This window comes from Roseateles sp. DB2, from assembly GCF_051857535.1.
Lineage (GTDB): Bacteria > Pseudomonadota > Gammaproteobacteria > Burkholderiales > Burkholderiaceae_C > Roseateles_B.
Window position 1 is genome coordinate 20077 of the sequence record NZ_JBPZGY010000018.1, and the last position, 14387, is coordinate 34463.

The following is a 14387-nucleotide window of genomic DNA, read 5'->3' on the forward strand; positions in this document are numbered from 1 at the left end:
CTGGGTCAGGCCTTGGTGTCTTCTGCGCCGTGGGTCCAGCTCACCAGCTTGCCGGAGATAGCCCACAGGCCCAGGCCGAAGGCCAGCAAGAAGACAGTCAGGCCGCCAAAGATGGCCAGCTCGCCGGCATGCTCGGCGTAGGCGCCCACCACGCCCGCCAGCTTGTTGGCAACGGCGTTGATGAGGAACCAGACGCCCATCATGAGGCTGGCCAGACGCAGCGGGGCCAGCTTGGTCACCATGGACAGCCCCACCGGCGAGATGCACAGCTCTCCCATGGTGTGCAGCAGATAGGCCAGCACCAGCCAGTGCATGCTGGCCTTGCCGTTGGCGGACTGCTCCATGGAGGCGCCGACCATGAACAGGAAGCCCAGGGCGGTGAACACCAGGCCCAGAATCATCTTGGTGGGCGTGCTCATGCTCTTGCCCGAGCGACCCTGGCGGCTCCAGAGCATCGCGAACAGCGGGCCCAGGAGCACGATGAAGAAGGCATTGATCGACTGGAACCAGCCAGCCGGCACTTCGAAGGCGCCGATGAAGCGGTTGGTCTTTTCAGAGGCATAGATGTTCAGAAGGCCGCCGGCCTGCTCAAAGGCGGTCCAGAAGATCACGATGAAGGCGAAAAGCACGAACACGACGCGCATGCGGTCCCATTCGACCTGGCTCAGCGGCTCCTTCTTGCCACCGCTGGCCTGAAGCGCACGCTTTGCACCGGGCTCCTTGCCGATGTCCCCCAGCAGGCGCGGGGCCAGCAGCAGCTGTGTCACGACCGACAGCAGCATGCCGATGCCCGCAGACAGGTAGCCGTACTTCCAGCCCCACTGCGCGCTTTCGCCCAAGGTGGAGCACACCAGCGGTGCCAGGAAGGCGCCGACATTGATGCCCATGTAGAAGATGGTGAAGGCCGCATCGCGCCGGGCGTCACCCGGTTCATACAACGAGCCGACCATGGTCGAGATATTGGGTTTGAAGAAACCGTTGCCGACGATCAGCAGGCCCAGGCCCACATAGAAGAGCGAGGTGTTGCCCGGAATGGAGGCCGACAGCGTGAACTGGCCGGCTGCCATGACCAGACCACCCAGGATGATGGATTTGCGCTGGCCCAGGAAATTGTCAGCAATCCAGCCGCCGAACAGCGGGGTCAGGTAGCACAGGCCGGTGAAGGTGCCGTAGAGGCTCAGGGCGTCGGCATTGCTCCAGCCAAAGCCGGGATTCGCGGCTGTTGTGCCAGCGACCATGGTCAGTACCAGCAGGGCCCGCATGCCGTAGTAGCTGAAGCGCTCCCACATTTCGGTGGCGAACAGCAGGAACAGGCCCTTGGGATGGCCGAGCAGGGTGCCGGCCGGGACGTTTGAACTCATACAAAACCTTTGGGTATCAGGGTCTGGGTCGATTCGCGGGTGGCGCATCAACTAAAGGCAGCAGCAACGCCGCGTGGGGCGACCTGCCGCAGCCCGCCCAAGCCTGTGCGCGAGCGGTGCTCTACGTGCCTGCAAGAAGGGGCCGCAGCGGCCTTGCGCGCGGTCGCGGGATTGTCGCCGCGTGCTTACGGGGTGTTTCTGCGGGTTCCTACCGAGCTTCGCGCGTGCCTCCATGCCATTCGGCATGGGTCGAGCCCGCTTGAATTGCGATCTGTGCGAACTGCGAACCAGTCAAGGGAAAGCAGGGCTTCACTGGGGCGCCCGCATGGGCCGGAGCGTCTGAGGACTCGCAGGAGGCTCGCTACGCCAGCCCGTCCGATGGCCCGCCCCATGAAAAGCAGGCCAGCCAAGGCGTGTTGGCCGAGGCCACGCCTCAGTGCGGCAGAGGCATGCCTAATATTTAGACTGAGCGCAATATGTAAGAGTTTTCTATTGAAGTTCGCAAATTGTACAAATCAAAAGAATGTGCAGGCACTCAGCGAACTGCCGTAACCATGGATTGAACCGGGATGGGCGATGTGTGGATTTGTGAAGGTTTTGTTGCCATGGATCAACAAAAGCATGATCCAAATGAGCTAGTGATTTCACCAATTTATTCACACAAAGGCCGCGTCTAGCATGAAAAAGCTAAAAGACAGGGAGTAAGAGAATGAATAAGACCACCAGGCTCAAGGCATTGCTTGAGCGGCCGGAACTTGCCTTCTTGATGGAGGCACACAGCGGACTCAGCGCAAGAATTGCTGAGGAAAGCGGCTTCGAAGCCATTTGGGCATCGGGGCTTTCAATATCAGCAGCCATGGGTTTGCCAGATCGCAATGAGGCCTCCTGGACTCAGGTGATCGAGGTTGTCGAATTCATGGCTGAAAATACCTCCATTCCTATTCTGTTGGATGGCGATACGGGGTATGGGAATTTCAATAACGCCCAGCGTCTGGTGAAGAAGCTATGTCAGCGAGGCATCGCTGGCGTTTGCATCGAAGACAAGCTGTTCCCAAAGACCAATTCATTCATCGGCGCCGGACAGGATTTGGCATCGATCGAGGAATTCAGCGGCAAGATCAAGGCAGCCAAGGACGCACAGGACGATCCAGACTTTTGCGTGGTGGCGCGGATTGAGGCCCTGATCAGCGGCTGCCCCATGGAAGAGGCGCTCCGGCGTGCGGATGCCTACAGCGCGGCGGGTGCGGATGCGCTGCTGATCCACTCCAAGAAGTCTGATGGCGCGGAAATCCTTGAATTCTGCAAAACCTGGCGAGGCAAGACGCCCGTCGTCGTGGTTCCGACGAAGTACTACAAGACCCCTACGCGTGCTTTCCGTGACGTCGGCATTTCTGCGGTGATCTGGGCCAACCACAGTCTGCGGGCGTCCATCAATGCCATCCGTGATGTCACGCGGAGAATCAAGTCTGAGGAATCCGTGGCGGGAATTGAGCCGGAAGTGGCTTCCCTCGAGTCGGTATTCGAGCTGACCAGGGAATTCGACGTTCAGGTCCGCGAAAAGCGCTACCTGCCGGCTTGATATGTCCTGCCATTTGACGCAGGTCCTGCGTCGAATGGCAGCCACTTGACGACTGACCTTGATTCTGAGGTCAGTCACGCTTGTGCTCGCCCATGCTTAAGACATCACGATTCATCGACAGTTTGGCGCGTGAAGGTGTTTCCATCTTCACCGGCGTTCCCTGCTCGTATCTGACCCCTCTGATCAACGAGGTCATTCTTCGCGAGGACACGCGCTATGTCCTGGCTTCCAGCGAGGGTGATGCGCTGTCCATCGCTGCCGGCGCGTGGCTGGGGGGCAAGGCGGCGGTGGTGCTGTGCCAGAACTCGGGGCTGGGCAATATGGTCAACCCGTTGACCTCGCTCAACGAGCCTTTCGGCATCCCGGTGCTGCTGCTGGTTACCTGGCGCGGCCGCCCCGGCGAAAAGGATGAGCCTCAGCATCAGCTGATGGGGCGCATCACGCCCGAGTTGCTGTCGCTCATGGGCATTCCCTGGGAGTTGCTGCCGGACGATGACCGTGCGGCGCAGGAACTGGTGGAGCGTGCGTTTGCATACATGGCGCGCGAGCATCGGCCCTTTGCCATCGTGCTGCCCGGCGACATCTTCGAGTCAGGGGCCCCCCTGCAGCTCGGCGATGACGCGCCACAGCTGCCCACGCGAGCGGAAGTGTTGTCCGCTTTCCTCGAGGCAGTTCCGCGCGACGCCGTGGTGGTGGCCACTACTGGAAAGACCGGGCGCGAGCTGTTCACGCTGGACGATCGACCCGCGCACCTCTACTGCGTCGGCTCCATGGGCTATGCCAGTGCGCTGGCACATGGTGTGGCGCTGGCGTCCAGTCGGGCGGTCTATGTGGTGGACGGCGACGGTGCTGCGCTGATGCACCTCGGCAACCTGTCCAGCATTGGTGCGGCGCGCCCAGAGCGCCTGGTGCATCTGGTGCTGGACAACGGCAGCTATGACTCCACGGGCGGGCAGCCGACGGCCTCGGCCGAGGTCGACTTTGCCCAGGTGGCTCGGGCATCGGGCTATGCCGGCGCACAGCGTTGCGCGGACCTGGGCGCATTCTCGGAAGCCCTGGCGCATGCGTCTGCCACGACGGGCCCGCATCTGATCCACATGCCCATCCGTCGCGGCTCCATGGACAAGCTGGGCCGCCCGACGCTCACCCCGCATGCCGTGGCCCGGCGGCTACAGGGCTGGATCGAAGCCTAAGAAGCGCTCTGAGCGCAGCACGCATGTCCTGCGCCTGACTCACCATCAACTCACCATCATTCAAGCCATCATGAACGCTCAGCCCACCTTCCATCGCAACACGGTTCTGTCCGCGATGGACATCTATGCCTCCAAGGCCATTTCCCTGCGTGCCAAGGCGGATCCTTCCATTGCCAACCTGAGCTTCGGTGAGCCGGTCTTCGGCCCGCCCGAGCACCTGCTGAAGGAAATCGCCGCACAGGACCTCTCCATCGAGACCTTCCTGGAAGGCGTCAAGCGCTATGAGAATCCGCGCGGCAGCCTGGCGCTGCGGACGGCCATTGCCGGCTGGTACCGGGATCGCTATGGCCTGGTGCTGGATCCCGAGCGCGAAATCATGGTCACCCACGGCGGGGTGGAGGCCATCACCCTGGCCATCCTGAGCACCAGCGACCAGAACGAGGAGATCGCCATCAGCGATCCCTCCTACATGCTTTATGCCCGCACCCTGGCGACGCTCGGCCGCTCGGTTCGCCGCATGACCCGCCCGGCTGCCGTGCATGAGTACGCCAGCATGCTGGATGAGGAGTCCGCCCTCCAGGGGGCACGCGCCATCATCATCAACTCGCCTGAGAACCCGACCGGCTATGTGCTGAGCCAGGAAGACTGGACGCGGGTGGGCGAGGTGGCCGCCAAGACGGGGACCTGGGTCATTCATGACGAGGTCTACGATGTCATGAGCTTTGACCGCGCGCACCGTCCTGCCAAGACCATGGCGTCGCTGGCACCGAACTCCATCCTGATCAACAGCTTCTCCAAGAAGTTCGGACTGCCCGGCCTGCGCATCGGCTGGCTGGTGGCACCGCCGGACATCATCGATCTGGCGGCCAAGACGCATGACTACCTCTACCTGGGGGTGAATGTGCAGGCGGAGCATGTCGCGACGCGTCTGCTCTCGGATACGCGCAAGGCGGCGTGGCTCAATGACGTGGCGCAAATGCTGCAAGGGCGTTGCGAGCGCGCGGTGGCCGCCATGACCGAGCAGCAAGGCTATGCCTGGCCGCGCCGGCCGCATGGCGCCATGTTCCTGTTCCCCGAGGTGACGGGCTGCTACGAGTCCATGCCGCAGCGCTGGCGTGTGCCTGGCCAGCCCGTGGGCGACGCGGTGGCGAACTGGCTGCTCGAGGAGCGAGGCGTTGCCGTCGTGCCTGGCTCGGTCTATGGACCGCAGAGTGTGTCCCATGTGCGCATGGTGCTGTGCACGCCTGAAGCTGAATTCGAGCAGGCGTTGAACAAGCTCGCGCCACGTTGAGCGCAGCGTGGAGGGCCGGGCGCGCGCTGGGCAAGTCCCGGCCGCGCCCGGCCCTTCACCCCTCCCCATCTGTCCAGGCGGGCCGTGGCCCCGAGCGTATGCAAACCATCAATGAAGCCTTCCGGGATCGCAGCTACATGGTGCTGTATCCCGCGCTGCCCGGCGCCGACCTGAAGCGGCTGGAGCAGGAACTGAACACCCTCGTGCAAGGTGCCCACGAGAGTCGCCCCCCAGGCGCCGGCAGCGCAAGCCGTGTAGGTGACGCTGGCCTGATCGTTGTTCCTGAAGCCTCCGAGCCCAGCCAGATCTGCCGCCTTGAGTACCTGGCCGGCGCCTCGGCATGGGTGCGCGAGCATCTCGTCCCCCGGCTGGCCCAGCTGGCCTCGGCCGTGGCTGGCGAGCCCATGGTGCTCTTCAAGGACAAGTGCAATCTGAAGCATCCAGGCGGTGGCGAGTTTGCGCCCCACCAGGACATCGCTGCCTATCTGCATTTCGGGACCTCCTTTCATGTCACTGCAGCCGTCGTCCTGGATCCGGCAACAGCCGAGAACGGCGCGCTTGAGATGGCCCGCCACTGGAACAAGCTGCCCGCTGGAACCGAAGGCACGGCAACCCCCAACGGCTTGATGGCCGTCCTGCCCTATGAAGAGGGCGGTCCGCGCAATGGGGACATCCGGGATGCGTACCTGCAGGACGCGCAATGGGAGCTCATCACGGCCAATGCCGGCAGCATCGTGCTGTTCGACTCCTACGTGCCCCATCGGTCTGCCAGGAACAACTCGTCCAAGACCCGAAGAATCCTGTTCTTCACCTTCAGCCTGGCACGCGAAGGTGACCACTACGAGCGCTACTACGAAGCCAAGCGCCGGGCGCCCAACAACCCCATCTTCCACGTCTCGACGCCGACCTTCCATTCGGCGCTTTGAGCATGTCCAGATTGCCTCCCCTCCACCCGTCACACGCCATGCGTGCACCCAAGCTTTTTACGCCAGGGCCACTGAACACCTCGGATGCCGTGCGTGCAGCTGCGGCCGTTGACATGGGGTCCCGGACGCCTGAGTCGCAGGTGATGATCCGGCGCATCCAGCAGCAGCTCGCCCGCATCGTCTCCCTGCCGCCAGAGGTGGTCGTCGTGCCCATGCAGGGCAGCGGAACCTTTGCCGTGGAGAGCATGTTGAGCAGCCTGCTCGCGGAGCAGGACCATGTCCTCGTGGTGGAAAACGGTGCCTACAGCGCGCGCATGGCAGAGATCTGCAGGCGCTACGGCATCCGTCACACGGTGCTGTCGATGTCGCATGAGCAGGGTCTGGACCTTGCGCGTGTGGAGCAGGCCCTGCAGCGCCAGGAGGGCATCACCCACATCGCCGCCACGCACTTCGAAACCGCGCTTGGCGTTCGCAACGACATCGCTGGCCTGTCTCAACTGGCGCGCCGCTGCGGCCAGAAGCTGCTGCTGGACACCATCAGTTCCTTTGGTGCCCTGCCCCTCGAGCTGGCCCATGAAAGCTTCGCAGCGCTGGCGCTGTCCGCCAACAAGTGCCTGCACGGGCTGCCGGGTGTGGCGTTCGTGATCGTGCAACAGGCGGCACTGGGCCGCCTGCAGCGGCCTCGCACGCTGGCTCTGGATCTCACAGAGCAGCACCGGGAGCTTGAGCGATCCGGGCAGTGGCGGTTCACGCCTCCGCTGCAGATCCTGCGTGCGCTGGACGTGGCCTTGGGCGAGTACTTCGAGCAAGGCGCCCAGCCTGGCCGGCTGGCGCGCTATGAGCAATGCTCGACGCGACTGATGGCGGGTATGCGGCGCATCGGGCTGGAACTGGTGCTGGATCCGGCACATACCGCGCCGCTGATCTATACCGTCAAGCCCCGGGCAGGGCTGGCTCTGGACGTGGCCGGCATGGAGTCCTTCCTGGCCGAGCGTGGGCTCGTCATCTATCCCACCAAGCACGCCCACCCCAACACCTTCCGAGTCGGGGTGATCGGCGAGCTGCACCTGGGCGACATTGATGCACTGATCGACGCCATTGATGCCTACCTCCGGCAGTCTTCCGTCCTTCCAGCTGCCAGCGAAACGGACCTGTCATGCCGCGTCTGAACCAGTATCTGAGCAGCGGCAAGCACCTCTCTTCAAAGGCCATTTCCCAGTACGCGCGGGAACACCCGGAGGTGGTGGACCTCAGCATCGGCGAGCCCCATTTCGGTCCGCCGCCGGTGCTGCAGGCGCAGGGGTTCTCAAGCTCCAGCGCCTGGAAGCACTATGAACATTCAAGGGGAAGCCTGGACCTGCGCCAGGCCATTGCCGCCTGGTACGCCAGTCAGCAGGGACTCCAGATCGACCCCGAGAAGGAGATCCTGGTCACCCATGGCGGCATGGAGGCGCTCAACGTGGCCATCCTGGCCACCACCAATCCCGGGGAACAGGTGGCGGTGTTCGACCCTGGCTATGCCATGTACACGCGCATGTTGACGCTGTTGGGCCGGCATCTGCTGCCCGTTCGCCGCCAGCGCTTCGTGCACGAGTTCGAGAGCATTGACGCCCCGCTGCTGAGGGGGGCATCGGCCGTGCTGGTGAACTCACCCGAGAACCCGACGGGCTATGTCGCCTCTGACCAGGATTGGAACTGCCTGGCGGAGCTGACCCACGCGCAGCAGAGCTGGATCATTCATGACGAAGCCTATGACACGCTGGCCATGGCGCGCCCTCACCGCAGTGCGCGCTCGGTGCCGGCGTTGGCCGGGCGCAGCATCCTGGTCAACAGTTGCTCCAAGAAGTTTGGCGTCCCCGGCCTGCGCATCGGCTGGGTGGTGGCTGATGCAGCGGTCATCGATGCTGCAGCCAAGGCGCACGAGGCCCTGTGTCTGAGCGTCAATGTGCAGGCCCAGCAACTGGCCAGCCTCATGTTGAGGCAGACGCCGTCGGATTGGATCGAACAGCAGCGCAGCGATGTGGCGGACCGGCTCAGGCGCCTGACGGCGGCTATCGAGCAGCACTGGGAGCTTGGCGCCCAGCGAGCGACCATGGGTGGCCTGTTTGTGTTTCCGGAAGTCAGCGCCTTGGCACAACGACTGCCGATGCAGTACCGTCAGGCCGACGCCGGTTCCAACGTCGTGCAGTGGCTGCTCAGGGAACGTGGCGTTGCTGCCGTGCCGGGACTGATTTATGGGGAGGCCGGGCAGGCGCACATCAGATTGACGCTGGGAGGCGAGGCCAGCGCCTTCAACCAGGCAATCCAGCGCCTGAGTGCCGCGCCATGAAGTGGCCGCCCGTGCCCTACCGCCCGTGCCGGTGCTGCAGGCCGCTGACGATGCCGTCTCGTATGTCTTCCACCCTCTGCGGGTAGGGCCCTGAGGGCCTGCAAATGCCGATCCGGCAAGCGTGAAATCAATGTCAGACATTATTTGCTACAGCAGCTTCGATGAAATTTCGCTGAAGAGTTATGAAAGCCTGTGGACGGACTGCGGGTCGCCGGCCTTCTACCACCCGGATCTCATTCGGGCCGCTCAAAAGCATCCGCTGCTGCCCATCGGCGAAGCCTATTACCTCGCCGTCTGGCAGGGCGAAGCGCTGCTTGCTTTTGCCGTGGCCTACCACCAGACGCAGCCCGATCCTTTTGGCACCCTGGCACGCTCCACCGGGGTGGTGTTCGCGCCGCCCCATGGAGGCATCCTCGGGCATGTCGCTCATTGCTACGACACGCGGGTGCTTCACCGCGACGGCGACTCGGAAGCGGCGCAGGCCGTGCTGCGCAAGCTGATCGAAGTCATGCAGAAGAAGCAAGTCCCGGGGGGCGGCCTCGTCAATATTGCTGAGGGCCCGAGCCTGGACGCCGCGCGCCAGGCGGGCTTGCTCTGCAACTTCATGCATGACCGCTTCTGCGTCGATGCCTCGGGCATGAAGACATTTGCCGACTATCTGCAAGCTCTGCCACGGCATGGCCGGCAGGAAATGAATCGGCAATGGCGCAAGTTCGAGGACGAGGGGGGCACGGTCCGAGTCCTGAACGGGGACGAGGCCGATCTCAGGAGCGTGGTGGCCCTCTGCAATCAAACGAGCGCCAAGAATGGCACGCCGCACTACTACCCGCTGGAAGCCTTCTTCCACTTTCTGCAAGCCTGCAGCGCCTTGCTCTCGGTGGTGCAAATCGAGCAGAAGGGCCGCCTGGTGGGGGCGGTGGTCTGCCTGAACGAGCCGGGCTGTCTACACATGTGGGCTGGTGGGGCGGATTACTCCGTCACCGAGTACAGCCCCTACACCATCATGATCGGCGCCAGCATTCGCCATGGCATCGCCCAGGGCTTGCGACGGCTGGAAGCCGGCCGCACCAATGCCAAGATCAAGGCGCGCCTCGGCTGCAGCCCCGTGCCGCTGTATTCAGCCCTCTGGGTCAATAGGGAGGCGTGAAGAATGGATGAGCGTCAACAAGACAAGGCTACCGTTTTTGCGCGAGGCCAGGTGCTGACCTTGGTGTACATCGCGCTGACTGCGGGATCTCAGGTGTTCCTGAACCACGTAGGTGGCGGGATTCCGATAGAAGTTGCGCTCTTCTACATGTCCGGCGCTGCCTGTCTTGTGTTTGGTGCCTGGGAGTGGCGCCGCTTTCGGGCGAATCATCGGGCGCTGCTGCAGCACTGGCGGAGCTGGCTGACCTTCTCCTTGGCGTTTGTGCTGAATTGGATCCTTTCGTATTTCAGCGTCACGCATACCTCGGCGGAATTCTTCGTCGCCGTCTTCTTTCTCTCGTCCGCCTTGTGCAGCTGCCTCAGGGACGGGCGCTTCTGGAAAGCCGCTGCCGTCATGCTGGGCCTGCTTTCGGTCTGGTGGCTCTCCGGCTTTGAAATTCAGCTGCTGGCCAGTGCCATGGCAGCTGGCGGGGCGATGTATGTCTACTACATCGGCTCGCTGAAATTCAGCCAGGCTTCGGGTCTTGGGCCGATTTCCGTGGTGTCCATGCGCTGCTATCTGCTGTTTCTCTGCAGCGCAGCCTACCTGCTGGTCCATCGAGATGCCGGCGGGCTGGCGCTGGAGCGAGGGACTCTGCTGGACCTGGCGGTCCTCATCGTCGCCAACATGGTGCTGCCGTCCTTCCTGTCACAGGTCAGTCTGCAGCTGGTTGGGGTGGTGACCTTCACCATCATGAACTCGCTGATTCCTGTCCTGGCCTTCGTGATGAACTCCTGCCTGAGCGGCCACTGGAATCTTGCGATGCTCGCTTCGGTCGGCATCACCACGCTGGTGCTCAATCTGGACCTGCTGATGCAGGCGCTGCGACGCAGGGCAGGCTGGCCTGCCCAGGCTGTCCCCGGGGCCGGTTCTCGCTGACGGGCGCATCCTGATCGTTACCTAGCGCCTTAGCGGCCACCGCCTGCGGCGTCGGCGATGGGGCGGCTAGCCCCCGGAACAGTCTGCGCCCCCGGCTGCCAGCGCAGCAGGCGCAGCCCCAGCAGCACGACCAGCAGGGCGGCACCTGCATCCGCCAGCACGGCCAGCCACAGGCTGCCCCAGCCGGCCAGGGTCAGGGCCAGCACGCAGGCCTTGAGGCCCAGTGCGAGCGCGATGTTTTGCCATAGCACCCGGTTGCAGTCCCGCGAGAGGGCGAGCAGCTCAGGGAGACGACGCAGGTCGTCCTGCATCAGGGCGATGTCGGCTGTCTCCAGCGCGGTGGCCGTGCCGGCGGCGCCCATGGCGATGCCGATGTCGGCGCGGGCCAGCGCCGGGGCGTCATTGACGCCATCTCCCACCATGGCGACCAGGCCGCGTTTGCGTAGAAGGGCGATGGCCGCCAATTTCTGCTCGGGCAGCAGCGGGGCCTGGACCTGGGCCTGCGGCAGGCCCAGCTCGCGGGCGGTGGCCAGTGCGGCACCGCGCTGGTCTCCGCTGAGCATGTGCACCTGCACGCCGGCAGCCTGCAGCGCGGCCACGGCGTCGGCGCTGTGCGCCCGCAGCCGGTCACGCAGTGCCAGCAGGCCTTCGCAGTGCCAGCCCTGTGGCCCCTCCTGCAGCAGCCAGAGCACGCTGCAGCCGGACTCGCTCCAGCGCCGCGCTGCATCCTGCGCAGCGGGGCTCAAGGCGCCCAGCTCTCGCGCCAGCGTCTCGTTGCCCAAGTGCCAGGGCTGGCCGTGCAGCCGGGCGCGCACGCCGCGACCGGGCAGGGTCTCGAATTCCTGCAGGGGGAGGAGGGGCAGGTCTTGCGCCGCTGCAGCCTCCAGCAGGGCCAGGGCCAGCGGGTGGCGCGAGCCGGCGTCCAGGCTGGCCGCGTGGCGTAGCAGCCCGTCCTCGTCCAGCGTACCCAGCACCGTGCGCCCGACCAGGGCTGGCCGGCCCTCTGTGAGAGTGCCTGTCTTGTCCAGGGCGACGCTCTTCAGCAGATGGGCCTGCTCGAGGTACAGGCCGCCCTTGATCAGCAGGCCGCGGCGGGCGCCTGCCGTCAGGGCGCTGACCACGGTCACCGGTGTTGAGATCACCAGGGCGCAGGGGCAGGCCACCACCATCAGCACCAGGGCCTTGTAGATCCAGGGCGTGAAGGGGCCGCCCAGCCACAGCGGTGGCAGCAAGGCCAACAGCAGCGCGGCTGCGACGACCAGGGGCGTGTAAACCCGCGCAAAGCGGTCCACAAAGCGCTGCGTGGGCGCGCGCTGCGCCTGCGCTTCCTGCACGGCCTGCGCCATGCGGTCCAGCAGGGTGTGGCCCTTGGCGGCGGTCACGGTCATCAGCAGCAGGCCCAGCTCGTTGACGGAACCCGCCAGCAGGGCGTCGCCCGGCTGCTTGGGCACGGGCAGGCTCTCGCCGGTCAATGCGGCCTCGTTGACGCTGGACTGGCCCTCGATCACCTGCCCGTCCAGCGGCACACGCTCGCCGGCCCGGATGCGCAGCACGGCACCCAGGGAGACCTGCTCGCTGGGGCGCTCGGTCCATTGGCCGTCAGGCAGGCGCAGCCAGGCGGTCTCGGGTGCCAGGGCACTCAGGGCACGGATGGCGTCGCGCGCCCGGGCCAGGCTCAGGGCTTCCAGCATCTCGGACAGGCCGAATAGCCAGACCACCATGGCCGCTTCCGGCCACTGGCCCAGGGCCAGGGCACCGATCACCGCCAGGCTCATCAGCAGGTGGATGTTGAGCGTGAGGCTGCGCAGGGCCACCCAGCCCTTCCGAAGAGTGGGCAGGCCGCCCAAGGTGACGGCCAGCAAGGCGCAGGCAATCACCGCGGCTTCCGCGACGCCCAGGTAATGCAGGGCCTCCGAGGCTACCGCCGCCGCGCCGGCCGCCGCCATGCGCCAACGCAGGGGCACCGGCACCGCGGGCGCGACCGGGGCGGCGCGCTGCCCGTCCAGCGGCAGGGCCGCCAAGCCCGCTGCCTGGATGCGTTGCTGCAGAGCCTGGACCAGGCCTGCGGGATCGGGGGCGTCATGGTCGATGCTGAGCACCCGGCCCAGCAGGTCGAAGTGCAGGGCTCGGATCGCGGGCTCGCCAGCCAGGTGCTTGCGCAGCAGCGCCTCCTCGGTCGGGCAGTCCATGTCGGCGATGTGCAGGCGCAGGCGTTGCTGGCCTGGCGCCAGGCCGGCCAGGGGTGGGATGCTCAGTGGCGTCGCCTGGCACGCGCTGCCGCAGCTGGCGGTGGTGGGGCCGTGGTCGTGGTCATGCCCATGCCCATGGGCGTGGCCCTGCTGATGCGCATGCCCGCCGCAGCCTTGGCTCGACTCCGTGGCGGCCGTGGGGGTGCCGCAGCAGGTCGGCTCGGGCGGTGGGGCTGCGGGCGTGGGGCTGCAGCAGGCGGGTGAGCAGGCGGAGGTGCTGGGGGTCGTGTCCATGGAGATGGATTTCACAGCCTGTAGCCACTCCAGAGTCAAGCGACTATGCTGCGCCTTTTCCAGCGGGCTTGCCCCAGGGGCAGAAGGTGGTTGCGCATGCGCATCGGTGAACTCAGCAAGGCCACGGGGGTCGACATCGAGACCATCCGCTTCTATGAAAAATCCGGGCTCCTGCCTCCGCCTGCCCGCAGTGGCAATGGCTATCGGGACTACGCCCAGCCCCAGTTGGAACGCCTGGCCTTCATCCGGCACTGCCGGGCCCTGGACATGTCCCTGACGGATGTGGGCCAGTTGCTGCAGAGCCTGCAGAGCGCCGATCCGCAGCAACTGGCCAGCGTGGACGCCCTGGTCGACGCGCAACTGGCCCGGGTGCGGGCGCGGCTCAAGAGCATGCAGGCCCTGGAGGCGCAGTTGCAGGCGCTCAAGAGCCGCTGTGACGCGCGGCATGAGCAGCACGCCTGCGGCATCCTGACCGAGCTGGTGGCGGCCGCTCATGGCGAGGCCTGCGCCTGCCATCACGACAAGTCGGACGAGGGATCTCGCCGACGATGAACACCGCCAACTTCGGCGCCCGCTGGCTGGCCCGGTTGCGCGCCTTGGTGCCGGCGCTCCTCACTGCGCCCTGGCGGGAGTTGCTGCTAGGTGCCCTGGGCGTGGGCCTGCTGTGCACGGCATGGATCAGCCACCAGGCGCTGCCCGGTCAAGCTTTGTGGTTTGTCGCGCCCATGGGCGCCTCGGCGGTGCTGGTGCTCAGCGTGCCGGGCAGCCCGCTGGCCCAGCCGGTCAGCATCCACCGCATCGCCGACCCCCTGCCCAGCCGCCGTGCGGGCTTCGCGAAGGAGGACGTGGATGCGGCGCTGGCCTCCTTTGGCGAGATCCTGGACATCGACCGCCAGAATCTGGAGGAGATTCTCGTTCGCGCCCAGCAGCATGCCCAGCGCCGCCACGGGGGGCCATCCGCTGCACCGACGTGATGGCGCGCGATGTGGTCTGCGTCGGTGCTGCGGCCCCGCTGGACGCTGCCTGGGGCCTGCTGGCCCGCCACAAGGTCAAGGCTTTGCCGGTGGTGGGCATGATCACGCAGTCGGACGTGGTGGCGGCACTGTTCATGCGCCCGCCGGAGCAAGCCCTGCCCGCCTGAGCTGCAGAAGGCTGTCGCC

12 protein-coding genes and 1 pseudogene are annotated in these 14387 nt (G+C 65.4%); 11 read left to right on the plus strand and 2 right to left on the minus strand.

Annotated features, from left to right (window positions below):
• Positions 1-5 precede the first annotated feature (5 nt).
• A complete protein-coding gene (locus tag ACS5PK_RS20105; protein WP_439442050.1) occupies positions 6-1361 on the minus strand; it encodes a peptide MFS transporter in 1356 nt (451 codons plus the stop codon).
• Between the two features lie 709 nt (positions 1362-2070).
• Between ACS5PK_RS20105 and aepX the strand changes: the two are divergent.
• From aepX to ACS5PK_RS20145, 8 genes and pseudogenes are all read left to right on the plus strand, one after another.
• Positions 2071-2931: pseudogene (gene aepX / locus ACS5PK_RS20110) on the plus strand (phosphoenolpyruvate mutase); the annotation flags it as partial.
• 101 nt (positions 2932-3032) lie between these two features.
• Positions 3033-4133, plus strand: a complete 1101-nt coding sequence (gene aepY / locus ACS5PK_RS20115; protein WP_439442051.1) for a phosphonopyruvate decarboxylase — start codon at positions 3033-3035, stop codon at positions 4131-4133.
• A 70-nt stretch (positions 4134-4203) separates the two neighbouring features.
• Entirely contained in the window at positions 4204-5424 is a 1221-nt protein-coding gene (locus ACS5PK_RS20120) for a pyridoxal phosphate-dependent aminotransferase (protein WP_439442052.1), read from the plus strand.
• 98 nt (positions 5425-5522) lie between these two features.
• Positions 5523-6350, plus strand: coding sequence for a phytanoyl-CoA dioxygenase family protein (locus ACS5PK_RS20125; protein WP_439442053.1), 828 nt, complete (start codon positions 5523-5525; stop codon positions 6348-6350).
• Positions 6351-6388: 38 nt separating this feature from the next.
• On the plus strand, positions 6389-7519 hold the full coding sequence (locus ACS5PK_RS20130; protein ID WP_439442054.1) for a 2-aminoethylphosphonate aminotransferase: 1131 nt from the start codon (positions 6389-6391) through the stop codon (positions 7517-7519).
• Positions 7507-8679, plus strand: a complete 1173-nt coding sequence (locus ACS5PK_RS20135) for a pyridoxal phosphate-dependent aminotransferase (protein ID WP_439442055.1) — start codon at positions 7507-7509, stop codon at positions 8677-8679. The genes ACS5PK_RS20130 and ACS5PK_RS20135 overlap by 13 nt, the downstream gene beginning before the upstream one ends.
• 130 nt (positions 8680-8809) lie before the next feature.
• Positions 8810-9826: a GNAT family N-acetyltransferase gene (locus ACS5PK_RS20140; RefSeq protein WP_439442056.1), complete on the plus strand. Its 1017-nt coding sequence runs from the start codon at positions 8810-8812 to the stop codon at positions 9824-9826.
• Positions 9827-9829: 3 nt separating this feature from the next.
• Positions 9830-10744 carry a hypothetical protein gene (locus tag ACS5PK_RS20145; protein ID WP_439442057.1) on the plus strand — a complete coding sequence of 305 codons (915 nt, stop codon included), beginning with the start codon at positions 9830-9832 and terminating at the stop codon, positions 10742-10744.
• A gap of 29 nt (positions 10745-10773) precedes the next feature.
• On the opposite strand, the gene ACS5PK_RS20150 is transcribed toward ACS5PK_RS20145, so the two are convergent.
• A complete protein-coding gene (locus ACS5PK_RS20150) occupies positions 10774-13227 on the minus strand; it encodes a heavy metal translocating P-type ATPase (RefSeq protein ID WP_439442058.1) in 2454 nt (817 codons plus the stop codon).
• A 96-nt stretch (positions 13228-13323) separates the two neighbouring features.
• Between ACS5PK_RS20150 and ACS5PK_RS20155 the strand changes: the two genes are divergently transcribed.
• The 3 genes from ACS5PK_RS20155 to ACS5PK_RS20165 are packed head-to-tail and all read left to right on the plus strand — an operon-like array spanning position 13324 to position 14368.
• Positions 13324-13779 carry a Cd(II)/Pb(II)-responsive transcriptional regulator gene (locus tag ACS5PK_RS20155; protein ID WP_439442059.1) on the plus strand — a complete coding sequence of 152 codons (456 nt, stop codon included), beginning with the start codon at positions 13324-13326 and terminating at the stop codon, positions 13777-13779.
• Positions 13776-14201: an HPP family protein gene (locus tag ACS5PK_RS20160; protein ID WP_439442060.1), complete on the plus strand. Its 426-nt coding sequence runs from the start codon at positions 13776-13778 to the stop codon at positions 14199-14201. Before ACS5PK_RS20155 ends, ACS5PK_RS20160 begins: the two co-directional genes overlap by 4 nt.
• Positions 14201-14368 carry a CBS domain-containing protein gene (locus ACS5PK_RS20165; protein WP_439442061.1) on the plus strand — a complete coding sequence of 56 codons (168 nt, stop codon included), beginning with the start codon at positions 14201-14203 and terminating at the stop codon, positions 14366-14368. Before ACS5PK_RS20160 ends, ACS5PK_RS20165 begins: the two co-directional genes overlap by 1 nt.
• Positions 14369-14387: the final 19 nt, after the last annotated feature.